General features: G+C 43.8%; 27 protein-coding genes. 7 read left to right on the plus strand and 20 right to left on the minus strand.

Going from position 1 to position 23,766, the window contains the following annotated elements; all coding sequences use genetic code 11:
• Positions 1-223: 223 nt before the first annotated feature.
• From JRJ22_RS29765 to JRJ22_RS17020, 3 genes are all read right to left on the minus strand, one after another.
• On the minus strand, positions 224-439 hold the full coding sequence (locus JRJ22_RS29765; RefSeq protein WP_408637838.1) for a recombinase zinc ribbon domain-containing protein: 216 nt from the start codon (positions 437-439) through the stop codon (positions 224-226).
• A gap of 252 nt (positions 440-691) precedes the next feature.
• On the minus strand, positions 692-1,303 hold the full coding sequence (locus JRJ22_RS17015; protein WP_206100652.1) for a DUF6273 domain-containing protein: 612 nt from the start codon (positions 1,301-1,303) through the stop codon (positions 692-694).
• Positions 1,304-2,353, minus strand: coding sequence for a MerR family transcriptional regulator (locus JRJ22_RS17020; RefSeq protein WP_232380869.1), 1,050 nt, complete (start codon positions 2,351-2,353; stop codon positions 1,304-1,306). It abuts the gene before it with no gap.
• Positions 2,354-2,618: 265 nt separating this feature from the next.
• On the opposite strand from JRJ22_RS17020, the gene JRJ22_RS17025 reads away from it, so the two are divergent.
• Complete coding sequence (locus tag JRJ22_RS17025) at positions 2,619-3,338, plus strand: class I SAM-dependent methyltransferase (RefSeq protein ID WP_206100653.1); 720 nt, start codon at positions 2,619-2,621, stop codon at positions 3,336-3,338.
• Positions 3,339-3,618: 280 nt separating this feature from the next.
• Positions 3,619-4,431 carry a VCBS repeat-containing protein gene (locus JRJ22_RS17030; RefSeq protein WP_232380870.1) on the plus strand — a complete coding sequence of 271 codons (813 nt, stop codon included), beginning with the start codon at positions 3,619-3,621 and terminating at the stop codon, positions 4,429-4,431.
• Between the two features lie 184 nt (positions 4,432-4,615).
• Here the strand turns inward: JRJ22_RS17030 and JRJ22_RS29770 are convergent, their stop codons facing one another.
• The gene (locus JRJ22_RS29770) at positions 4,616-4,948 is read right to left on the minus strand and encodes a GNAT family N-acetyltransferase (RefSeq protein WP_206100654.1); all 333 of its coding nucleotides are present in this window, start codon (positions 4,946-4,948) and stop codon (positions 4,616-4,618) included.
• Positions 4,949-5,227: 279 nt separating this feature from the next.
• Here JRJ22_RS29770 and JRJ22_RS17040 point away from each other — a divergent pair, with 279 nt between their 5' ends.
• Together JRJ22_RS17040 and JRJ22_RS17045 are read left to right on the plus strand one after the other, a co-directional pair.
• On the plus strand, positions 5,228-7,126 hold the full coding sequence (locus JRJ22_RS17040) for a PAS domain S-box protein (protein ID WP_232380871.1): 1,899 nt from the start codon (positions 5,228-5,230) through the stop codon (positions 7,124-7,126).
• A gap of 145 nt (positions 7,127-7,271) precedes the next feature.
• Entirely contained in the window at positions 7,272-7,730 is a 459-nt protein-coding gene (locus tag JRJ22_RS17045) for a hypothetical protein (protein ID WP_206100655.1), read from the plus strand.
• 107 nt (positions 7,731-7,837) lie between these two features.
• Here the strand turns inward: JRJ22_RS17045 and JRJ22_RS17050 are convergent, their stop codons facing one another.
• The 11 genes from JRJ22_RS17050 to JRJ22_RS17100 all read right to left on the minus strand — a co-directional run bounded on the left by JRJ22_RS17050 (position 7,838) and on the right by JRJ22_RS17100 (position 18,619).
• Complete coding sequence (locus JRJ22_RS17050; protein WP_206100656.1) at positions 7,838-9,211, minus strand: TolB family protein; 1,374 nt, start codon at positions 9,209-9,211, stop codon at positions 7,838-7,840.
• A 132-nt stretch (positions 9,212-9,343) separates the two neighbouring features.
• Positions 9,344-9,802, minus strand: coding sequence for an OsmC family protein (locus JRJ22_RS17055; RefSeq protein WP_206105181.1), 459 nt, complete (start codon positions 9,800-9,802; stop codon positions 9,344-9,346).
• Positions 9,803-9,941: 139 nt separating this feature from the next.
• Positions 9,942-11,435: a serine hydrolase domain-containing protein gene (locus tag JRJ22_RS17060; RefSeq protein WP_206100657.1), complete on the minus strand. Its 1,494-nt coding sequence runs from the start codon at positions 11,433-11,435 to the stop codon at positions 9,942-9,944.
• Positions 11,436-11,593: 158 nt separating this feature from the next.
• A complete protein-coding gene (locus JRJ22_RS17065) occupies positions 11,594-12,358 on the minus strand; it encodes a VOC family protein (protein WP_206100658.1) in 765 nt (254 codons plus the stop codon).
• Positions 12,358-13,164, minus strand: coding sequence for a pyrroline-5-carboxylate reductase family protein (locus tag JRJ22_RS17070; RefSeq protein WP_206100659.1), 807 nt, complete (start codon positions 13,162-13,164; stop codon positions 12,358-12,360). Before JRJ22_RS17070 ends, JRJ22_RS17065 begins: the two co-directional genes overlap by 1 nt.
• Positions 13,165-13,186: 22 nt before the next feature.
• Positions 13,187-14,020, minus strand: coding sequence for a MetQ/NlpA family ABC transporter substrate-binding protein (locus JRJ22_RS17075; RefSeq protein ID WP_206100660.1), 834 nt, complete (start codon positions 14,018-14,020; stop codon positions 13,187-13,189).
• 12 nt (positions 14,021-14,032) lie between these two features.
• Complete coding sequence (locus JRJ22_RS17080; protein ID WP_206100661.1) at positions 14,033-15,052, minus strand: uroporphyrinogen decarboxylase family protein; 1,020 nt, start codon at positions 15,050-15,052, stop codon at positions 14,033-14,035.
• Between the two features lie 28 nt (positions 15,053-15,080).
• A complete protein-coding gene (locus tag JRJ22_RS17085) occupies positions 15,081-15,740 on the minus strand; it encodes a methionine ABC transporter permease (protein WP_206100662.1) in 660 nt (219 codons plus the stop codon).
• Positions 15,715-16,758, minus strand: coding sequence for a methionine ABC transporter ATP-binding protein (locus tag JRJ22_RS17090; RefSeq protein ID WP_206100663.1), 1,044 nt, complete (start codon positions 16,756-16,758; stop codon positions 15,715-15,717). Before JRJ22_RS17090 ends, JRJ22_RS17085 begins: the two co-directional genes overlap by 26 nt.
• 40 nt (positions 16,759-16,798) lie before the next feature.
• Positions 16,799-17,959, minus strand: a complete 1,161-nt coding sequence (locus tag JRJ22_RS17095; RefSeq protein ID WP_206100664.1) for an amidohydrolase — start codon at positions 17,957-17,959, stop codon at positions 16,799-16,801.
• 18 nt (positions 17,960-17,977) lie between these two features.
• The gene (locus tag JRJ22_RS17100; RefSeq protein ID WP_232380872.1) at positions 17,978-18,619 is read right to left on the minus strand and encodes a GntR family transcriptional regulator; all 642 of its coding nucleotides are present in this window, start codon (positions 18,617-18,619) and stop codon (positions 17,978-17,980) included.
• 483 nt (positions 18,620-19,102) lie between these two features.
• Here JRJ22_RS17100 and JRJ22_RS17105 point away from each other — a divergent pair, with 483 nt between their 5' ends.
• Together JRJ22_RS17105 and JRJ22_RS17110 are read left to right on the plus strand one after the other, a co-directional pair.
• Entirely contained in the window at positions 19,103-19,564 is a 462-nt protein-coding gene (locus tag JRJ22_RS17105; RefSeq protein ID WP_206100666.1) for a hypothetical protein, read from the plus strand.
• Positions 19,565-19,577: 13 nt separating this feature from the next.
• On the plus strand, positions 19,578-19,745 hold the full coding sequence (locus tag JRJ22_RS17110; RefSeq protein ID WP_206100667.1) for a hypothetical protein: 168 nt from the start codon (positions 19,578-19,580) through the stop codon (positions 19,743-19,745).
• A 181-nt stretch (positions 19,746-19,926) separates the two neighbouring features.
• Here JRJ22_RS17110 and JRJ22_RS17115 read toward each other — a convergent pair whose 3' ends face one another.
• Both JRJ22_RS17115 and JRJ22_RS17120 read right to left on the minus strand, forming a co-directional pair.
• Positions 19,927-20,595 (minus strand): hypothetical protein, encoded by a 669-nt coding sequence (locus JRJ22_RS17115; protein WP_206100668.1) that lies wholly within the window; start codon positions 20,593-20,595, stop codon positions 19,927-19,929.
• A 445-nt stretch (positions 20,596-21,040) separates the two neighbouring features.
• Complete coding sequence (locus JRJ22_RS17120; protein ID WP_206100669.1) at positions 21,041-21,400, minus strand: hypothetical protein; 360 nt, start codon at positions 21,398-21,400, stop codon at positions 21,041-21,043.
• Here JRJ22_RS17120 and JRJ22_RS17125 point away from each other — a divergent pair.
• On the plus strand, positions 21,399-21,770 hold the full coding sequence (locus tag JRJ22_RS17125) for a GNAT family N-acetyltransferase (RefSeq protein ID WP_232381198.1): 372 nt from the start codon (positions 21,399-21,401) through the stop codon (positions 21,768-21,770). The two genes, JRJ22_RS17120 and JRJ22_RS17125, sit on opposite strands and share 2 nt — an antisense overlap.
• A gap of 28 nt (positions 21,771-21,798) precedes the next feature.
• Here the strand turns inward: JRJ22_RS17125 and JRJ22_RS17130 are convergent, their stop codons facing one another.
• The 3 genes from JRJ22_RS17130 to JRJ22_RS17140 are packed head-to-tail and all read right to left on the minus strand — an operon-like array spanning position 21,799 to position 23,750.
• Positions 21,799-22,257: a DUF2691 family protein gene (locus tag JRJ22_RS17130; RefSeq protein WP_206100670.1), complete on the minus strand. Its 459-nt coding sequence runs from the start codon at positions 22,255-22,257 to the stop codon at positions 21,799-21,801.
• 41 nt (positions 22,258-22,298) lie between these two features.
• Positions 22,299-22,682, minus strand: a complete 384-nt coding sequence (locus JRJ22_RS17135) for a hypothetical protein (protein WP_206100671.1) — start codon at positions 22,680-22,682, stop codon at positions 22,299-22,301.
• Between the two features lie 54 nt (positions 22,683-22,736).
• A complete protein-coding gene (locus JRJ22_RS17140) occupies positions 22,737-23,750 on the minus strand; it encodes a phosphotransferase enzyme family protein (protein WP_206100672.1) in 1,014 nt (337 codons plus the stop codon).
• Positions 23,751-23,766 lie beyond the last annotated feature (16 nt).

Here is a 23,766-nt window from a genome sequence, read left to right on the forward strand (position 1 = left end):
CAGTTTAGTAAATCTATTTTGAACATCGACTTTTTTACAGAATACATATATCCACCTATTTTCTCATATTATTCCTTATAATTATACGATTAAGCGGCTATACCTAATAGATTTATTTCTAAAAACCGCAACCTTGTAGCTCAATCTCCTGCAAAATGTTTGGGTCTACCTTAATGATCCGCTCATATAAAGTATTAAAAAACTCTTCGTCCAACACCTTCCACTACTGCTCATATTTGCTGCCACCCTTATAATGGTGATAACATAACGCCCTCCAGTATTGATCTTGTTTCTTACTCTTGCCCACTCTGAACTGCATTCTACAGCCACATTTCTCACAGTAGAGTAGTCCCGACAGTGGCATCAGCCTGTTCTTCACAAAACGCTCTACGATGGCATCATGTTCTTCCTGTGTCTTCAACTTCTCATGCGTTCCCATGACCTTAATTCGTTCCTCTTCAGGATACGACGCAGTTAAATTGTCTGTGATACCGCGTAAACAAAGGCTCTTTACATCTGGTTTTGGGACTGTAGGGGATTACCTTGCTACTCTAAAAACGTGTACAAGGGCAGAACAAAAAGAACAAAGCAATAATAGCCTTGTCCTATGGGGGAGCGTGTCTAATCCGGTTACTCACGGCGTTGTGCCGTATTTAGTCCGCTTTGTAGTTTGCTTATTGACATGATTAAATTACAGCTTCAACCACAAAGCGGGACGGACACCGCCTGTACACTTGCCGTCACTGATGTTGCCTTTCAATATATTGTTGCCTTGGATACCTATATTACCGTCACCGTGGATGTACACGGCTTTTACATTAACGCGGCCGGGCGACCGAAGCCACCACCACCAAATCCCCCCTTTATTAGCCTCAAGTTTTGCTATTCGCTTGCTGTTGTTCTCATCTTTTCTTTCAAACCAATATCTTTGATTTTTCCCCCGGTTGTGCAGCTTGGAACGGCTATCACCGAAATATGTACACACTTCCTCAAGGCTTAATAAAAATACGCTGTCTTGCGTATCCGCTCCGCCTTCTGAACCATACCACTGATTGTCAGGATTTTTATTAATTACCGGAATTATTTTTGATTTATCAGTTGCGTTGAATTGATCGTAAAATTCACCATTGAGATATTTTCTTAACGCGCAGTCCGCCCAAGTGATATCTTTATAAGCAACATGGTAAGCCTGTTGTTCTATAATATCTTCGGTTATTATCAAAGCCGTATTGTTTTGAATGTCAAGCACACGCCAATTATAACCGCCGAATGATAATGATGAGCCGATTTTAATATCCTCCATTTAGCCCTTCTCCTTAATCGGAAACAATAAATCAAGCTGTAAATCCTCCATTTTACCGCCTTTTTGAACATAATTATAAAAATTCAATGTTTCTTCAAATCCTTGTCCTGCAACCGTTTCTGGTGATGTCCAGCGGGGGGAATTCCAGTCATTATCATATTTATTGCTTTCGTTAACCCATTCCCCTAAAAAACGCCAGTCCTCAAAGTCCCACGTTCTCAACACATGTGCCGCATATAACCCGCCTTCAAACGTTCGTTTAACTAATGGTGCGGGGATCTCTATGTCGTCCGGAATGGATACCCACACCTCATATACATGCGAAGGTTCTCCGAGTGTCGCTGCCCCCTTAGAGCAGTCAAAACCAAAACTCCGGGCATCGGGTTTGATTGTTAGCAATCCGCTTTCCATTACAAATCGCGTTATCATTTCACCCGCTTTTCCTTCGCAGCCTTCTCCCGTTGCGTAAGCAGCTGCCACAGTCATGGGCGGCAGATATACAATCCGAACATCTTTGTCAGCCAGTTTGTTTAAATTTTCATTTGCCTTGTTTAAATCGTCCATTGACTTTTCCTCCTTGAAGTTAATTTTAGAGACAGTCAAGGAATCCACAACCTCGAGTAAACTTGCATCGTCAGGTAGCGCGAAATTAGTACCTCGGAGATTAAGATATTCGACAAAGGCTTTGATAACACTGCGAATGGTGGAGAGCGCGGTGATTTCGTCCTCAATCTCTGCAAGGTTACGCTCAAAGGCTTCGATTGCAACGCGCGCTTCCGCGCTTTGCAGAACCTCCGCAATCTGTTTGAGCGGTATCCGCAGTTTACGCAGAACGATAATCTGACGCAGCCGTGTGATGGCTTCTGCATCGTAAGCGCGGTATGCGGACTCTTCCCTTTTCACAGGAGTAATCAACCCGATTTGCTCGTAATACCTAAGTGTACGGGTTGAGATTGAAAAATGCTTTGACACTTGACTGATGGTTTGCAGTTCGATGACTATCCCTCCTTCTGAGAGTAAATATACAGGTTTACGCGACGTTAAGGTCAAGAGAATTCTCAACTCATCCGGTCTGTTAATTCTAGTGTAGTAACCGATCCCGACATTCTTCTCGTTCTTGTCTACTTTGAATGTTACATATAAGCATAAATATGTTAATACCAACATTCAATCCCTTTTCTCGAATATACCTCTTGCCTCCAAATCAAAAAAACTCCTGCTAAAACTCAGCAGAAGTAAAGTCAGTCCGTGCGGTGCAAAGTCTATTTCCTTACATATTATAAGATAAAACCTGCGGTGAAAGGAAATTTAAACCATGGAATATTTCGACATGCTGGCTAAATTAGGGATTGGTAACGCCCATCCTGGAGGATTCTCTGCAACGTTAAAGCAATTCGAACAATATCCCCTACCCGCTAAATCCAGAATTCTAGAAGTGGGGTGCGGCACAGGCAGAACATCTTGTTATTTGGCAGCTCAGGGACATGATGTAGTAGGGATAGATATCCGTCCGGATATGATTGCAAAAGCCAAAATGCGGGCTGAAACAGAGAATCTATCATTGAAATTCCTGGAGGGAGATGCCACTTCACTGCCTTTTCCTGACGAATCATTTGATGTCATTCTGGTTGAATCTGTATCCATATTCACGGACACCGGAAAGGCATTATCCGAATACTACAGAGTTTTGCGGTCTGGAGGCCAACTTTTTGACAGGGAAATGATCCAACGAAAACCCATGCCCCCTGAAATCAGTCAAGAAATTACTGAATTTTATCACGTCGATAAGCTATGGGACATTAAGGATTGGTCAGCCTTAGTACAAACAATAGGATTTATTCGTTCACAGATAGAGGGCCCCTTCATGTTTCCTAAATCAAGTGTGGATCTGTTTGAGCAACCGGATGATCATCAACAAATCGATGCAGGTTCCTTTCTCAACCACTCCATGTGGGAAGTAATCCGTAAGTACAACAGTATAATGGACAGTTATGAAGAATTTATCGGATATATTCTTGTGATTGGAACTAAATAAATCGCTCACCATCCTACAAAAAAAGAACAAGAGCCTAACAGTATAGGCTCATGTTCTTGCTAATACGCTTTACTGGTCTTGGTACTAAACAAAGAAACCAGCAGACAAAATGATTACCAGCAAAATATAAAGAACCAGAATTGCAGCAGTGGAAGTATAGCCAACGTTACAAACTTCAGGACATCCCATTGATTTCCCCTCCTCTTTGCTTTCTAACACATGATATGCGCCTTCCTATCTGAGTGTATGGATTATAACCCAATTACATGGAGGAATATAAATGTCTAATTGTAACCGGCAAATGATTAACCTTGGAACTCCGTTCCAATATTCAAACCCAATATACCGAGAGCGGGGGTATGGTAGCTTGACTCTTTACAGAACCATCACTTTGTTGGATTTTAAGCAGGCCGATGTAAATGGGGACAAAACGATAGATAACATTTATTTATACGGTAATAAACCAGATGGAACTGGAGACTTTGCTGATCAAATCACACTTGTGATCCAAGATGGGCATTCTAACCAAACTACAACGGTATATCTTCAATACAATGCAGGATATAATGCCAGACTTTTTCTGGGGGATTTTTCTAAGGATGGCGTAGCGGACATTTTAATAAGTATTGATTCCGGAGGAAGCGGAGGTTATGGCATATTTTATATGTACTCCTTTAAGGATAACAATCTGCAGGAGATATTTAATATTGAAAAATACAACACTATATATAAATTTAATGTGAATTATGAGGATTTTTACAAGGTAAGCGTAGGGAGTCCCCAACTTAACGTGCTATTCACTATTGACATTAGCTACAAGGGTAACGAATATTTATCACAATATTACAACGAAGATGGCAAACTAAAACAACCCGTAAAAGGTGAGGTTCTTGCTATAGGTGCGTTATACCCCATTGTTACAAACGTAAAAAGTAATAGCTATGATTTACTTGCTGTGCAACGTATTACCGGCACAACTAATTCGGATACATTAGGGTACGTAGAAAACCTTTTGACATGGGGTGGCAGCGGATTTATTTCATCAAGATTGTCCGTAGCCATCCTCGGCTCTAATTTAATTTCCCATTACTGAGCAATTTTATCGTTTGCCGTTCACCTATATGTATTTAAGCACAAAGTGGGATTTAACCATTAGATATACATCAGTTTATAAAAACTAACCACACCTAACAATGGTGTGGTTTTGTTGGGATATTCTAAAATCATTCATCATTCTGATATGTAAGCAACCTTCTTAGTGTTACTTTCAGTGTTTCTTACTTAATGTATTTAATTAGACTTACTCGCGTTATTTCATCCCAAATAGGCCCACGTCTTACTTCTTTGTATCCTAACTTTAGGTTTAGATCAATTACATGCTGATTACTTTCCTCAGTATGGGTATATACCAGGTTTACTCTATGTCTTCTTGCTTCATCTTCAACAAATCTCTTTAATTGCGTTCCATATCCATGTCTACGGTAACCAGGATCAATCCATAATTGAAAAATCTCCAGAAACCTTCCATCTTCCTGAAAAATTTCTCGATCAAGTTCATGATAAATTGTCTTCCATGGATATTCCTTATCCTTGCAAGATATACAATACATAATAGTACCTATTCTTTGTTTCGTTTCTATGTTCTCTATTGTACTGCGGGGATTTATATAATGTCATATTCTCGAAACTTCGTGAAATTACCAGCCCCTCTCTATTTTCAGAACATGATTAAGTAATATGCAATGATTTGGATTGTTTCGGCAAGCGATAAGTGGGTAAATAAAATTGAAGTCTCATTCATTTAATATTCTAATAATATTCAAATTTATCAATATTGATATGACCTTCAATTAGGAGGTCTATTTTTTCATGAAAACATTACGCACCCAATGGAGGCCGCCATGCATCGCGTTAATCTAAACCAGAATCAATTCTACCAACAAGTGTTTGATCATGCTTCATTTGGGATCGCACTTATTACACCAGACGGTATGATTTTGTCCGTAAACTCCGCCATGGAACGAATTTTTGGCTATTCAAAAGCAGAGTTTGACGGTATGAGGTTAGAAGACCTCTCCCACGATAAGGATAATATTAGAAATATTAACGATCTAAAGGCACTCATGGGTGATAAAACGGAAGTACAGCTCGAAAAGCCGTTTCTCACAAGAATGGGTGATGACATGTGGGGACTGCTCTCCCTCAAGCTTTTCACCGATGAGATGAACCAACCGGCGTATTACATCTGCCAAATCATTGAAATCACGAAGCAAAAGGAATCTGAGCAACGCCTTCAGGAATCCGTAGAGCGGTACACATCACTTAAAAAATACAACCATGACAGCGTCATCTCCTTTGGCCTAAACGGCCGGATTATTAACGCCAACAGTATGGCGGAAAAGATAACAGGCTACTCCATCGAGGCCGAACTGATCGGTATGGAGCTTGCAGAGCTAATCGGGCAGGAGAATGTCCATAACATTCTGGATCGGGCGCTGTACGATAATTCGGTTGAACAGCACATAAACACACTTATCGCCAAAGACGGCGAAGTTATCGAAGTGCTTACCAGTATTGCACCAATTTTTGTGAACAATCAAAATATCGGATTCTATCTCATATGCAAGGACATCTCCGAGCAGAAACAGTTGTTGCTTGCGAAGGAGACCGCTGAATCCACGAACAAAGCTAAAAGTGAGTTTCTAGCCATGATGAGCCATGAAATTCGCACCCCTATGAACGGCGTCGTCGGTATGACGGATATTCTGCTTGACCATACGGAGCTTAGTGAAGAACAACGGGGCTATGTGGAGATTATCCGTAAAAGCGGGGATACTCTGCTCAATATTATCAACGACATCCTTGATCTCTCCAAGATTGAGGCAGGACGAACAGAGCTGCAAGAAGATACATTTGAACTGCGCAAATGCATTGATGAGAGCTTCGCTGTCATTTCCCTGAGAGCCGAGCAACATCACTTGGAGCTCTCCAGCACGATAAATCACGGTGTTCCTGACTACATTTACGGTGACGCCGAACGTTTAAAGCAAGTACTCATAAACCTGCTCGGCAATGCCGTAAAATTCACGTCCAAGGGAAGTATTTCGGTAAAGGTAAAGCTTGGAGAGCAGGATCCCTCCCTGCTGGTATTTACAGTAACCGATACGGGTATTGGGATTGAACCATCGCAGCTTAACGAAATATTCGAACCGTTTGCACAGATTGACAGTTTTATGGCCCGCAGGCATGAAGGCACTGGCCTTGGGCTGGCCATCAGCCGCCGAATTATAGAGTTGATGGGCGGTGAGATTTACGCGGAGAGTGACGGTAAGAGTGGCTCGTCTTTTACTTTCACAATCAGGCTCAAGAAAACAGTCGCACCTCAGACACAAGAGAATCACCTGCAAAAGCGTCAACCGGTACGAGAAGCGAGCATTTTGATTGCTGAAGATAACCATATCAACCAGCTAGTGTTGACCAAAACACTTGAGAAAATGGGGCACAAGATTACTACCGTCACGAACGGCATAGACGCAGTTCAAGCAGCGCAGAGCAAGCGGTTTGATCTCATTTTAATGGATTTGCACATGCCGATTATGAACGGCTTCGATGCAATGAAGTTGATTAAAGAGGAACACAAGGAGAACAGCCCGCCCATCATTGCCGTCACAGCCAATGCTTTGAAGGGTGACCGGGAAAAGTGCCTTACAGAAGGAATGGATGAATATATTAGTAAGCCCATAAAGCGTGACGTTGTCCAAAGGCTATTAAACCAGTTTGTAATGTAAAACGACCATTTTGACCGATCGCGTTCTGTAACGCCACATCCATCGTCCAAAAAGTTGTTTTTCCAAATTGTCCTGTTATATACTGGATATGGTTCTGTGTGAGGTTTGTCACAACAATAGATCATTACAGAAACGGAGTGAACACATGATTCATAAACGATGGAATATTGGTAAGCTGATTCTTTTGACGACTGCACTGGCCTGGGTGCTGGGGGCGTGTTCTGCCAAAGATTCCACCGCATCTGAAGAACCGGAGAATCAAGCAGCAGCCGTTCAGGTGGAGGAAACAGAGAGACCGGAATACTTGCCAAAGGACTTTCCACTCCCGGATGATGCTGAAGTAACCACTTCCCACTCGGAGCAAAACGACGGCAAAAAGTCGGTTCTTTTAATTTTTAGATCCCAAGAAAAGCTCGACAAGCTGGCAGAAACTTATAAACAGTACTTTCAGGATCAAGGGGTCAAAGACACAGCAGAGACCATTGACGAGAAAAACCTCATCCTTCAAGGGGATACAGTTACGGAAAGCTGGTCACTGATCGGTGGTACGTTGTCCTCGCAGGAAGACACTGTGGAGCTGACCTTAACCTGGTCTGAGTTGTAATTTGTTAGAGAGTACTATGAAGCGATCTTGACAAAGGGCTGTTAAACAGCTCTTGTCAAGATCGCTTTTTTTGGGAATGGCGGAAATAATGGATTCAGCTGTAAACGCTAAAGGAATGACAGCCGTCCGCCCATTTGCCGGATATGGTTCTCATCAGCCCACAAAATAAAATAGTTGTAGAACGTTTCTCCGATCTGGATTAGGCGGGGGTATCTCACAATGAGGGCGGCCTGCTGGTTCATCTCCGCGGGTTGGTCATCCGACGGAAAAATGAAGCAAGCTTCTTGGTTTTGGATCGTCATCATGACAATCTTGGGAGAGGAGCCATAAGGCATCAATGGATGAAAAGCTTCGGAGCTGCATACATCGGCAATCCGGTCGCCTGCTGAAATCGCAGATACCTGAAAAAAACCGTCTGGCCCCTCGTACCTCTCTTTGCTGACCCGGTGCCAGTATGCAGGATATGGGAAGGATACCCGGTACACGGAGTTTGTGTATATGGCTTCCGGAATCCTTCTGACACGGGGAGACCACTGCAGGGCTGTAATCCGGCCGCCGTTGAGGATATTCACCGGTATCTGCTTCCTGAGATCGACTATCCAGAGCTGACTTGCGCTTTCTACATCTGAGCATCCCGATAAATACGCGATCCTGTCACCGCCCGGCGACCAGCTGACGGGAGTGGCGAAACAACTGGAGGCCGAGAGTGTCCTTTGATTCTTACCGGTTCGGCTGTCGATTTGAATGAGAGAATAATAATTCGGCTGCTGGTAGGCGGTTGCACTGTAGGCGATGCTCCGGGAGTCAGGGGACCAAACCGGAAAATAATTTTTGGCGAGCATTCCGCCTTCCAGTGTATAGATGGTGCCGGTGGCCAGATCCACCGTCGAAATAATAGAGATGCTTGCACCGGGGAATGTATAAAGTGCAAATGTTCCGTCCGGGGAAATCCGAACGTTATGGAGCGGTCCGTCCGTATTGTGCGTGATTTGTCTCCGGTTTGTGCCGTCGATCCCGATGCGGAAGAGCTGGGTATTGCCGCTGGAATCCGGAGCCGAGAACAGAAGCTCTCTACCCGAAGGGAACCACTGGACATCGCCGGCGCCTGGCTCCGTGATGGTATAGCTGTTATGAGAGAACGTATTATAGATGATGATTCTCCCGTTTTTGACATACGCGAGAAACCGGCTGTCCGGGGACCAGTCCAACAATGTGTAGGGTTCAATTTGGTCAATCCGGGCAACGGCTAGCGTAACGGTATCAAGCACGTGGATCACGTTGTTAGTGCCGATGAAAGCAATTCTCCTGCTGTCCGGAGACCAATAGGGAACGGAATACTCCGCACCAAGCCCCTGTGTAGTTTGAATATTGAATCCATCCTGCGGCCGGTGCAGCCAAATGTCGAACGCTCCGCCACGGTCCGACGTGTAGGCGATCCATCCTTGAACGGGATTATGAGAAACAGCTTGCACAGCCAACATCCTCTCCTGAATCATTTATACTTCAAATGTATTCAGTGGGGGGCGTTTAGGCGACAGCCCGGGACTACCGGTTTAATACTGCCTCCGGCATCAAAAGCATGGGCGTATTGCAGTAAGTATGGTATTGACTCTTCACACCATGTTAAGCCCTGATGTTACTATAGTAGGCAGTGTTTCTATCGTGACATTACCCGCTACAGCTCTCGAAATCATACAAGACTTCTCTGCCATATGTGCCAGCCGTTCGGCTTTCGTCAGTTCTGCTTCAGTTGCATCCGCTTTGAGTACAATCCGGGGTTTGTGCATGATCCGTTCGTACGTAAACACGTTATTTGTAACATCCACAATCGCTTCAGACTCCATAGTCAAATCCTGAGGTGTAATATCGGAACGCTCAAGCATCGCTGCCAGCGTAATCAGATAACAGGTCGATGCGGCCCCCAGAAGCATTTCGTCAGGATTGGTACCTGTTCCCGGCCCCCCCATCTCCTGCGGAATTGAAATTGTCGTTTTTAGCCCGCCTACATCAATATGCCCTTCACTGTTACGCCCGCCATTCCAAACTGCTTTTAGATGAAAAGGATGTTTCAATTCACTCATTCCTCCCGTTTCTCTCGGGTAGATACCCGGATACAATAAAGATTGTTCATTTCATCTTATCATAGTGCTTCTCCCGCAGTTCCAAACGTACCCTTTATTACACTTTATGAGTTTTAGTTTTTACCATGAACTAACGGCCCCTAAGCGCCGCCATTCTTTTCAGATTCAATATAATCGCCAACACACAGCTAATCGCCGCAAGTCCTATCCACGCAATAACAGAATACGACATCCACACGCTAATCATATAGTAATCGTAGTGAATAAGATAAGGCCAGATCAGTATCAACACCAGCAGCAGCAGTCTAATGATCAGATGGATGCCCGCTCCAACTCTTTTCCTGCGTCTTGACCGTTCATTGTGTAAGCTTGTTCCGGCCCCACTCATCAGTTTCAATGCCTTATGAATTACGCTAATGACTGCCAGTAGGACTAAGAACGAAAATACCCAATCCATTAAGATACTGCTATCATCATAGTTGAAAGGTTTCATCGGATTTCCGTTCATGCTGCCGTATATGTTGTGTGCAATCAGGGACGGGGCGGTTGAATTCAGATTAGCCAGTACAAATACGGCTTCCTGCTGCTTCAGATCGATAATGACCTGTGAGGAAAAATTCGGATTCATTCCGGTGTGGCTGATCAGCCGCCTCTCTGGATCGTTATCCCACCCGTAGGCATAGTACAAATCTTCAGCTTCATATCCGGCAGTCTCCAAGTCAGCCTCATGAGATTGCTTTATCGCTTGTTTCAGATGATCCGGTACATCTCCCATTCCCAACTGGGCATTAAGCCAGTGCTCCAAATCCTTTAGATTCGTCACCAAATAACCTGCAGCCATATTCCCGTAATATCTCGGAGCATCATATTCTAAGCTTTTGCCAAAAAACACGCGGTAACCCTTACTAAGCTGATCCGGCTTCATTTCCTGGCCTGTTGAAAAATAACTGTCTGTCATGCCCAGCGGAATAAGTATATTCTGAGTTACAAAATCCTGATAGCTTGAACCTGTAACTTGTTCGATAATCATCGCCAGAATATCATAATTAATGGTTGCATATTGATAGTCTGTTCCCGGGTATGTATCCAAGGCAATGTCTGAAATCTTATGTATAGTTTGTGTAAGGGTGTCTGCTGTAGTCCCTTCAGGAATTAACTTTATCGTCCACGACGGAATTCCGCTTGTATGAGCCATCAGCTGGTTAATCGAGATCTCCGCTTTCCCCCCTCTATAGGTAGGGACAAATTCAGGAAGATATTCGGAGACATAATCGGAGTACGCTAGCTTTCCCTGTTCTTCCAGCAAAACAACAGCCAAAGCCGTAAACGCCTTAGTAGCCGATCCCAATTCAAAGAGTGTTTCACTGGTGACTTTCTGTTGCCCATCAACATCGGAATAACCGTATACCTTATAATCCGTCTTTCCTTGCTTGGATGTTACCATCGCTACGCCAGGAGTTGCTGTTTTGGCCATAATCGTCCGGACCATTTCATCGGCACTCCCATATTTCCCTGCTGTAAACAAAGTTCCAAGCTGATGCCAACAAACAACCGTAGGGATGATTACGATAAGCAATACAACACTGACCAGTATCGTCCTATTTCTTCTAAGTAATTTCTTCATAAGTTTTCTCCCCGTTATTAGTGTCAGTTCATATTCGCCTTCTTATCTAATAAGACGTTCCATTCGTTCACTTCCCTGCGGTTATACAAAAAAGCCCCCGGAGTTTCCCCCAGAGGCTTGGCCCTATCTATAAATTTATTGCACAAATATTTGTCACATTAAGCGAAGACATATTCCCCTTCACCCACGCGAATCATTTTTCCTTTTAGGGATGGTGAATCTGTTGTAAAAAGAACCTGTTTGAACTGGTTGTCATCCCCCTGCTCGAAATCAAAGGACTGATCTCCAATTTTAAGGCTGAAGAGATTAACCCCAGACTCTGTAACAGGCAATCCGAACAGCTCTCCCCAATGCTTAGCGGCAGCGGCAGGATCGGAAACTCTGAATACCGCGCTTACGATATCAACATTGCCCGCAGGATGGGCCTGGATGATACCGGATGACGTTAGGTGTTCCAGCCGTTCTTCATCGGTTCCGTTCCACTGAATGATGAACGGATAGACCAGTCCTTGGAAGTTTCCGTCAATGGTCATCATCCGCCACTCGATTAAATTGCCCTTATTATCCAGACGCCGGCCGTCAATGATGGGAGATAGGGATAGCCCTGCAGCCTTCAGTGAAGCTTCGACAGCTTCAATATCATCCGTCCGGAGCACCACTCTGCTTAAGACTTCATGCTCTGGAAGGACTGTTACGGCATCCCTCACTACAACATTGTGCTCAGTCGCTTGTGCTAATTCCAGGTTCTCGATGCCGAGGAACTCAAGATAGGTCAGCCCAAAGTAACTTAAAGCATTATAAGTTCCCCAAGCCTTATGAGATCCCCCCCGGAAAGCAACCAAGCCCTGTTCACCAAAGCTTTGCACCGGCTGATCCAGATCGTTGACATAGTGCACCAGATGATCCCATTTCAGTACTGCCATTATTTCTTCACTCCCAGCTCCGTGGTCCGCTTTACGGCCGCCAGCACACTTCTCTGCAGTCCGGCTGCGAAGTCACTGTTGTTCAGCTCGTACAACCCATGCATGCCTACACCACCGGGTGAATTGTTGATATCCAGCAGCTGTCTTGGATGCAGTCCGGTCTGCTGCAGCATGGCCACCGCTCCCAGCATATTCTCCAGCGCAACCTTCCATGCCTGTTCCCGCGGCAGTCCGGCGAGTACACCGGCATCCGTAAAGGATTCAATGAAATAATAGATATAGTTAGGTCCGGCCACACCGAAGCCGGTGAAGATATCAATGTAGGATTCCTCAAGATATTGTACTTTGCCGAAGCCGAGCAGGAAATCCTCCACTTGATCACGGGCAGCATGTGCATTCAAAGCCACACCGCTGTATCCATATCCTGTGTCTGTCAATGTATTAGGAATAACCCTGACAATCGGGCGTTCTGCTCCAAAATAATCCTCCAGCTGCACAAGCGTTACCCCCGCCACAATCGACACGATTGCGGCAGCCGGTGAAGCGAATTGCCGGACCCTTTGTCCGAGTGTAGCCAGATCATCCTGCGGCCGGACGGCAATAACGATCAGCTCTGCTGTAGAGAGGCCGTGCTCCTGCGGACTCTCTGTATCTACATTATATTTTGCCTTCAACAGCTGAAGACGTGCTTCGTTCACATCTGACACACTGATTTGACCGGCAGTCAGCGTCTCACCCGCAATACATGCGCGGATGATCGCTTCGGCCATCTGTCCTCCGCCAATGAAATGTATCCTGCTCTTCATCACTTAAGCTCACTTCCTTAACTTAGTTGTTCTTCCATGCTTCCGGCAGAATAAAACCATCATATTTGTCTTGTCCAAGAATGTACTCTTCGAATTCTTTGGATTCATAGGCGGCCTTGAGGTCTTTGGCCCACTCGGTATTTTCATCCTTTTTATTAATGGATACGATGATTCTGTGCTGCATCGGCGTATTTTCTATCTTGAGTGCATCCGTAATCTTTCTGTCTGGTGAATTCGCAATGTAATTCCCGTTCACAACACCATAATCAACATCCTGAAGGGAGACCAGAATTTGAGCGGGATCAAGCACTTTAATATCAATATTGTACTTATCCGGCTCCATGCTGCTAATGTTGAAATCCGCTACACCAGCTCCATCTTTAATTTTGATCCAGCCCAGTTCTTCCAGAATACGCAGCGCGCGCTCCTGGTTTACCGGATCATTAGGAACTGCTACAGTCGTACCGTCTTTTACATCGTCAAGCGTCGTATGATTTACGGAATAAAGGCCTTGCGGAGCACCTGGTACATATGCAATTCCGGTCATGTCTGCACCAATTTCTTTATTGATAGCCTCCATATAGGCTGTGCTTTGGAAAATGCTTGCGTCAATAGAGCCTTCCTTCATTGCCGGATTGACCTGCATGTTTTGCGAGAAGGTTTTAATATCTACGGTGTAGCCCTTTTTCTCCAGGATCGGCAGAATCGATTGACGGAATTGCTCCTCATAGGTACCAACACCAAATCCAACCGTAATTTTTTTCTTGTCTCCGGAGCTTCCTGCTTCATTATTATTGCCGCAAGCCGCCAGTACCGCCATTACACTAATCAACATCACTACCATTAACTTTTTCATTACCCTCATCCCCTATTCCAATACTTGGTTTTTAAATTGCTCTAACGCCTCATCTGTTACGTTTAACGGGATTGCACAGTTTGGCGACAGAATAAAAGGTTTGTCTTTCATGAATGCCAAAGCCTCTTGAGCCTGCTGCTTAATTTGCTCTATGTTGTTTACGGCAAACAATCCATGATCCACTCCGCCTACCTTGGTGGCTTTGAGATTGGCTGCAAGGCCCGGATTTCCTTCGGCTATCGTATCCCAGCTGATTCCGTCAATACGGTAATCATTAAATTTCTCAGGCTGGGCGTAGGCACCACAGGTATGTAAAATGTTTTTGCCATAGCTTGCGGCTTCCAGAACAATTGAATCATAGGGCCTGGAGAACTCATCAAACATCGCTTCATCAAATAATCCCGGATGTGCCGTTCCTGTTACCGCATAGAACAAACCGTCTGAACCGGCCTTCTGCAGCTCCTGCACATAATCGGCCAAGGTTAATGAAATCACATGTAACGCATGGTGTGCTGCCGCCCTATGCTCCTTGAACAAAGATTCCAAAGTAACAGGCTGCTCAATGCCGAACACCGTTTTGGTTACATAAGCAGAACGCCCTACAATAAACAGCAGCACCGTTAATGGCGAAAATACAGTTTGGATGAGCGGTGTGTCAGGTAACCCTTGACGGATTTTTTTAACCGCCTCTAAATGCTCCAGCAGTGATGCAGTCTGGGTTGCCTTTTTCACATCTAGATCCCACAGATTCTCGGCTGCAGGTATAACCGTCGTTGTCTGTCTGGGAAATACAGTCTGATAATCCGTAAAATCATACTGATTGCCCCAAGCTTCAGCTAAGTAGGTCGCTCTTGGATTAATTTTGACCCAGTCCCAATCATATTTTCTCGTAAAAGAAACCGTTGTTGCCGCCAAATCCTCTGCATTTTGTTCCTTGTCAATAAAATGACGCCATCCGCTGACAATCGGACGATCCGCCAGTTCTCCGGATAATAAGGCTTTAAACCGGTCTTGCTTACTCCATTCACTCATCTGCATGTCCCCCTTGTATGCGTAATAACTAGTAGCGGCGAATTTTTCTGGCCAGCGTGTTACCTAAAGATTGAATGCCTTGCACGAAAAAGATGAGAATAATGACGGTAGCTACCATTACTACGGTGTCAAACCGCTGGTATCCATAGACGATAGCCAAATCTCCAACGCCTCCTCCGCCTACCGTACCTGCCATGGCAGTTGCCCCGATCAACCCGATTGTAGCCGTAGTCAACGACAGGATTAAGGAACCGACCGCTTCCGGCAGCAAAAAGTACCAGATCACTTGGAACGGAGTAGCCCCCATCGCCTCGGCAGCTTCCAGAATTCCCGGATTCACTTCAAGCAGAGAGTTCTCTACCAACCGTCCGATATAAGGGGCAATATAGATAATCAGCGGTACGATTGCTGCGCTTGTCCCAATCGAAGTATGAACAATTAATCGGGTAAACGGAATAATCGCCACCAGCAAAATAATAAACGGCAGAGAGCGAACAATGTTAATCACCGGATTTAGTATGGAATAAAGGGCTCTGTTCTCCAAAACACCTCCCGGACGAGTGATTACGAGCAATATCCCGACGGGAATCCCGATTAGGGCACCTAGCAATAAGGAGAACCCCACCATTTGAATCGTTTCTAAGATCGCCCGGAAAAATTGTTCACCTGTTACTGTGGTCGAAAACATAAGATTCTACCTCCTCCACGCCTACTCCATTTCTCTTTAAGAAAGCTATAGCATTATTAATCTCTGTCTGGTCTCCATTTAATTGAATGATTACAGTACCCAGTGTCATTTCTTGAATCTCCGTCGTATTCGCAAACAGGATATTGACTTTTATATCGCTTGAACGGATCATCTCATACAGAATGGGCTCAGATGCACTTTCCCCGATAAAATTAAGCTTATAGAGCAGTTTTCCATGTTCCGCTTTGATTGATTTTTGGACGCTGGGAGTCAGGCTATTCTGAATGACAGTTTTCACAAAATTTTGCGTGGTTTCATGTTTAGGGTGACCGAATACATCCAGAACGCTTCCTTGTTCGATGATCCTTCCCTCTTCCATCACTGCCACCTTGTTACAAATCTCTTGGATGACAGACATTTCATGCGTAATGATCATCACCGTAATGTTGTATTCTGCATTGATCCTTTTCAGCAGCTGTAAAATCGATTGTGTTGTCTGTGGATCTAAGGCAGAGGTCGCCTCGTCACACAAAAGGATTGAGGGATTCGAGGCAAGCGCTCTGGCAATACCAACCCGCTGTTTCTGTCCGCCTGATAGTTCACTAGGATAACTTCCGGCCTTGTCGCTTAATCCGACGAATTCGAGCAGCTCCTCTACCCGCTTGCGGATTTCAGTCTTATTCTTTTTCAGCAAGACGAGAGGGATCGCAACATTATCAAATACTTTTTTAGATTCCAGGAGGTTAAAATGCTGAAATATCATGCCTATGTTCTTTTTCGCTGCCCGCAGCTCTCTGTCGTTATATTCGCCTAAGTCATGTCCGGCTACCAGAACCTGTCCTTTTGTCGGTCTTTCCAGATAATTAACTAAACGGATTAATGTGCTTTTCCCGGCACCGCTGTAGCCGATCACCCCGAAGATATCGCCTTTTTCAACCTTCAAGTTAATTCCCTTCAGAGCATCAATCTGCATCTCTTTGCGGGTGAATGTCTTGTACACATCCCTTAATTCAATCATGTTCATTCCCCTCAATCATACGTAAATTTAAGATTCAGGATTAAGCCTTCGTTTGCAGCTTCGCAAGGGCCTGCTCTGCCAATGCAGCAAAATATTTTGCAGCAGGCAGTATGGCTGCCTCATCCACATCGAATCGGGGGTGGTGCAACGCATACGCTGTACCTGTTCCGATATTGACAAACGCACCCGGTATCTGCTGCAGATAATAGGAGAAATCTTCTCCTCCCATTTGCGGCGCAATATCATGCACATCGTATCCTGCTTCTAAGGCGACCTCTTTGGTAAAATCAGCCCATTCTCCGTGATTAATCGTTGCCGGCGGGCCCGGATACCAATGCAATTGCGCCTCAGCCCCGGCTCCTGCGGCAATTCCTTCGATGATCCGGGTCATTTGGATGGGGATTTGGCGGCGAATCTCTTCATTGTAAGTTCGAACTGTACCTTCTAATTCAACCAGCTCGGGCAGCACATTCCATGTGAAGCCCCCATGAATTCTGGTAACACTCAACACTACCGGCTCTATAGCACTAGTGAGACGGCTTACGATGGTTTGCAGCGCCGTTATCATTTGTGCCGCGGTCATAATGGTATCTACACCTTTTTCCGGCATAGCCGCATGAGCACCGATACCTCTTACGGTAATTTCAAACCGGTCCACACCTGCTGTTAAAGCTCCCGTTCTCGTTCCAAAGGCTCCTGTAGGTAAGTCAGGGGAATTGTGTAAACCAAATATAGCCGCTACATCTTTGAGGCCGCCTGAGGCTAGGACACTTTCCGCCCCGTGACCTGTTTCTTCTGCAGGCTGGAACAATACTCTGACCTTACCCGGCAGTTCACTTTCACGTTTCTTCAGCAACAAGGCAGCACCTAAAATGACAGCGGTGTGGAAGTCATGGCCACAGGCATGCATTTTCCCTGGAATCTCAGAGGCAAACGGTAATTCCGTTTGCTCTTCTATCGGAAGAGCATCGATATCACAGCGGATAGCCACAATGGGCCCGGTACCATGTCCGATCTCTGCGATAAGACCAGTTTCTAAAGGGAGATCTAAGATATGTATATTGGCATTTGTCAGCCATTCCCGCAGTTTCTCTGTTGTTCGAAACTCTTCGTAGGCCAGCTCCGGTTCCCGGTGCAGGTTCCTCCGAACCTCTATCAATTGGCCAGCTAAAGCTTGTTCAAGCTCATGTTGTGAATCCATAGAAGTAATCCCCTTTCTTTATGGTGCTTCAATCCCTTTAACACGTTCCAGCGCGGTAGATAGACTGCTTAAAATATGATCCCGCATGGCTTTTTCTGCACCGTCTTCATTTTTGTCAGCTATCATTTGCAAGATGTAATTATGTTCTTCATCCGCTTGCGTGTTCCAATCTCCGTGCAAGGATACATATCGACAGTAGCGAAGTGAATGATCTCTTAACTGATTCAGAACTTTCTCAAATGTTTTCAACCCACTGATTTCGGATAAATAATCGTGGAACTCAAAGCCATAGGATACAAAATTCCGCTTATCTCCATGCTGGAAGGAATGTTTGATTTGCTCCATCATCATCGTTAGCTTTTGAATATCTTTGTCTGTAGCATTCTTGGCTGCGCTTCTGGCAATATAGCCTTCTAGCATGCTGCGAATTTGAAATATCTCTTCAACCTCTTTGATAGTCAATGAGGCAACCCGCAACCTTCCATTCGGCTGACGGATAAGAAAATCCTCATTCTCCAATCTCTGAATGGCTTCTCTTAGCGGAGTGCGGCTGACCCCGAGCAATGCCGCCAAATTTTCTTCATTTACTGCTTGATTGGGCTCTAACTCGCTATCTATTATTTTTTGCTTTAATGCATAGTAGGTATTATCCTTTGACAACCTTCGTGATCCTAGCTCCATACCTATATCGCACCTCATTTATCGTTTTCGGAATGTCTTTATTATAATTGTATAATTGTATACAATTATTAGTTATGTAATTGAACCGGAAAGTTTCGGAAACATTTCTCTGCTGTCTAAGCTTTTTTCATACTATAATCCTATTATCCCCACTAGTCAAGTATGTTTTGTGCGTAAATCAACTTCGCTGCACGGTATACCTTCAACTTCAACAGCATCGAAGAATGATCATAGACATTGTTCACTCAACAAAACATAATAGTTGTATACATATGATAGTCCAAAAGAAAGGGGGTTGTTCTCCCGTATGCGCTTATCAGAACCTTTTCAAACTAAACGACGCATGTGGAAATCCCCGTTGCTCTTACGGTTCCCCTATAAGTCACTTTTCAATTCGGATATCTAAGATATCCAAATATCTGTTGATTAAAAAGGTAATCTATTATATCGGGAGATGGAATCGTGCTACTACATATCCGCAGCCGCGAGGAATACCCTGTCGCATTCCTGGCGCTGCACCCCCCTGACATGAACCAGCTACATGATTGGAATGAGGCTTTCGATTGGTCGATTTATTTTGGCAAGGCCAGAGTGGAAGTATACAAAATGGTGCTGCGAGGAAATGATGTTATTCAAGGTGTGATTGCTCTTGAGCGTAAAGAGGATCACATTTGGGTACATCTCATTGAGAGCATCCCGGAGCAGCGTAAAGAGTTTAAACGGATTGGATTACATCTGCTCGCACTTGCTTGCAAACGAAGCATCGAACTTGGCTTTGAAGGGGCTGTCGCGCTGCAGTCCAAGACAAGTCCAAAATTGATGCAGTATTATGCGCGTGTCATTGGGGCGACTCACGTTGGAGGCGGTCTGTTCGTTATTGATGAAACTGTCGCGGAGCGTCTAATTATGCTATACTTATCTTAAAGAGGTGATGATCGTGAAAAAGTATCCTGCAACCGATCTTGACGATGTTGTCCGCCTGCATGCTGATGGTCATTACGTGGAACAAACACTTCCTGGTGCAAATCCAGAGCGTGACAAAAAGGTTAGCGATGCTATAGCTAAATTAAAGCAGGATCGACCTGCTGCCAAGGTTCGCCAATAAGGCGAGCCTTTTTTATTTACCACAGCTCTACTGGATGCGGCCTAAACTTCCGGCAACTGGCGTATTGATTATTGCTCTCCCGATCCAAGAACAGAAAAAAACATGCTCCAAGCATATGAGCATGTTTTCTAAAATAGAAGAGCGCATTACTAAATTCAAGTACTCCCGGAGGCTTTCAAGATTACCTCAATCCAACTGAAGTTATTTCGTTAGTTTCTAAATTTACATTGAACCATATTTTCTTACATACACTAGCGAAATTTTTTATTGCAATGTGATTCTTTAACTCCTCATTACACTCCCAATTACTGGGTTTGAATAAAAAATACGGTTCCACTTTTAAAAATGTTGATGAGATAAAGTCCCAAATTTCACTAGTTTGATCATCAGAAATTTTATTTATTTTTCCTAGATCTAGTTCAATTTGCTTGGTTCTATAATTTGTAAGATTAACCTTTTTCTCTTTATTACTAAAGTTCGATCCAAAAATATCTATTATCATTGGAGGCATATCTTTGGCGCTATTTACAAATTTCTCTCTTGATGAAGGCTTTACGTCTTTTAACGTGATTTCAATTAAGTTTCCTTTAGTTATTTTGCGAACTTTTAAAAAGTGTCCTGCAATCTCTTCAACTACTATTTTTTCAATGTCAGCATCAATTATTGGAATTGATATTTCTGAATTTTCACCATATAGAATAAAGGGAGAAACAAAAAACTTCCCTAACAAAGTTAGATTACCGTTCGACTCAGTTTTTATTTGGTCTATTTCGGGAGGGACTCCGCCCCTTGAAAATTTTATTAAATCTTCGAAATTATCAGTTTCCATATAATCTTTAAAAATACTCAACAGATTCACCACACCTTCTCAAAAATAATACACACACCAAGACGGCTGTGTGTATTATAACATTTTTTAATTATTAATAATCAAACTTGAAATATCTTGTCGCTGATTGAGGTATAACAAATCCATAACCTAGACTTGTCATAAATCCGCCAAATACTACTTCATCGTAATATGTAACCTCTTCCCTCCTTATTCCTGTTGTGCCGCGAGTTTATCTGGAGATCCAGAGCACCGCCTACTGTCAAAAGAAAATAAAGTATTAGACTAAAAAATAAATTATTAGACCGGAAAATCCAGAACTTCGCTCTATAGAAAAAAAGAAGAATACTTTGCTGATCGTCAACCTAAAGGGAGATCAAGCAAGCAGTATTCTTCTTCGTTTGGAGATCATCACAATTCAGGAGATCAATCCAAACTTTTTTAATACACGACAAATTCCTTTTTCTTAGACGGCTGCTTGTTCAGAATCAGATAGAACCCTCATTTCCTGATCTTTCCGAATCGTGTCCAGAATCTCATTAGATGCCTTTAAGATTCTTTCTCCGGCTTTTCTAATATTCTCGATTGCCTTTTCTCCATCACCCCATCCAGCCAAATAACCAAAGGAATAATGTGAGCTGTCAATACCTAGCTCCTGGCATACGATGAATGCCGTTGATTCAGCTTCCAATTCCCGAACATGATTTTCGACGGTCATTGCTTCAGGGCCAATGTGAAGCAACCCATGTGCCCACTCATGTATAAGTGTCTTGACCTTCTGCATTTCGGAGTTGGATTGAAATCTGGAGGAAGCAAAAGAAATCATTGCCCATTACAAGAATCCAGAGGGAGCAGGCCATCTACGTTACGGAATGTTTGATATAGAAAGCGGGGCATTTATTGGCACATGTGGCTATCACTATTGGGATCATAACCTTAAACAAGTTGAGGTGGGTTATGATATCTGGAAGGATTATTGGAGACAGGGCTATATGTCGGAAGAATTAACAGTACTCCTGAATATCTGCTTTGAGCATCTTGGCGTTGATTGTATTTATATCCTTACCCATCCACAGAACCATGCATCTATAGCAAGTGTCGCCAGATTTGGATTTGAAGCCTGTGAACCTTGCAGGAAAGTTGATGAGGATGAGGAACCACAGATTTGTATGAAATTGACAAAAGACGCTACATGAGCAGCGTCTTCTTAACCTAATCAATCTGCTACCACACAGATAACCTTGTTCTATAATCATTATCGTCGGTAGTATACTCTACGTTACTGAATCCTAGCGAAAGTGCATTGTGATATAAGTTCGCCAGCTTCTCCTGATCCTTGCAATAAATCGTGGTATAGGTACAGTCGACCACGAGCAGTACGAATTGACAGTCACTTTTTAAATACTCTTCATACGTCTGAACATCTATTACCTTTTTATCCTTCGGATAAGCCTTAAGATCTGCAAAAATGACGTAGTAATCATAATTCTCTAAAATCTCTTTCAGCAGAATGCCGTCCATCCCGAAAGTCTGTTCAGGAAAAAGCGGCTCTAACATATCCGAGAAGTAGGCCTCTTCACCCCCGTTATACCAATGAAATGCTGCTACATCAAAGGGCTTCAAGATCTCTCCAAGAATACGTCCGTGCTCATTCGGAATCCCGAAAGTAATCCCTCTTTTCATACTCCACCTTCCCTCTAAGTGTTCCAAGGCTTCGCCTCGCGTTATCCAATCGCCACGATCAGACTGGTAATAAGCATTAAAACTGCTACCGGAGCCCATATTCTTCTCTCCCAGACACTTCTTGTAATGAGATTGAGGATTGTAGAAAGCACTGAAAAAGCAACAACAAACCATATCGCCACATTTGCAAACCCGCTCCAGCCCGGAAGGATACTCCCTGCTTGACTGAGCACGATAACTGCCAGAAAAGCTAATATGACGATCTGAACCAGGCAGGCTACTCGCATTGGAGCTGGAAGCTTACCGGGATATTTCCCGCCCATCGCATACTCACCCCACGGGATGCCGACAGCCAATGCTGCCTGAAAAAGGATTACAATAGCAATCAATATTGCAAATCCTACGGATGAAAGGAATAAGATCATGTTTTTGCTCCCCGCCTTCATGAAGTAGTAGCTTCTATTATATTTTTCAGAGTCCTACCACACATTAACTATAGGAACATTATTCTCTAATCTGTCCCTGCTTTCTCTGATCCAATCCTTGAACCATTGATTATCTGATGTACTGAATGTCTCATCACCGTCAAAATTCCGAAATGCCCCGATGTATACAATTAATTCCCGCAGCTTTAGGAACACAGGAATTTGCTTTAGCCAGTAATCATCTAATGCGTTCTCCTTAATGTATCCTTTCATGAAATAATGCATAAACCGGAGAGCTTGTTCTTCACGACTAGCTTTACCCTCTTCTCCTCCATACACGTAGACTAGATAATAGATTTGAATGGCAATGTCCTCAACAAACCAGCTGTATTGCGCCTCATCGAAATCGAATAACGTAATCCCGGCTTGCTCACTCACATGAAAATTCCCAAAACCCATATCACCATGAATAAGTCCGTAGGCGTCTTTATCCATCGGTAATTTTTTGAGGGTGTCAATGATGCTGTAATAACTTTTCTTAACAGGATCATGTGAGGCAGGCAGGATGTCTATGTTCTGTAAATAATAATTCAAATTCCAATCATGTCTTAGAATACCGGTGTCCTGCTTGTTATATAGCTTGGAGAGCGCATGCATCTTACCTGTAATTTGACCCAGCTGCTCATATATTGCATTATCCTTCAGGCACTCCGGGTAGGGAATCTTGTGCCCCTGAGCTTTTTCAAAGGAGACAGCAATAAAAGACATCTCCGGTGTTTCTATAACCTCAGCCCAAGCATGATTGACCGAAAGGATAGGTAAAGAAGCAGAAATTCCATTTCTAGCCAGATACATAATCCAGTCAAGCTCTGCTTTTACCTGGTTAGCCGAACGATGTTTATCCGGAGTAACTCTTAATATGTATGATCTATCATTTTGCTGATATTCGTATACAAAATTCTGAAACCCGCCAAGGTAAGACAACTCTTCCCTATTGATTCCGTAGCGGTTCGCTGCAATGTCTATAACAGGATGTGTATTCAATATGTTCTTAATGGCATCCTCCACTTGATACTCCCCCATC

This window comes from Paenibacillus tianjinensis, from assembly GCF_017086365.1.
Taxonomy (GTDB): domain Bacteria; phylum Bacillota; class Bacilli; order Paenibacillales; family Paenibacillaceae; genus Paenibacillus_AQ; species Paenibacillus_AQ tianjinensis.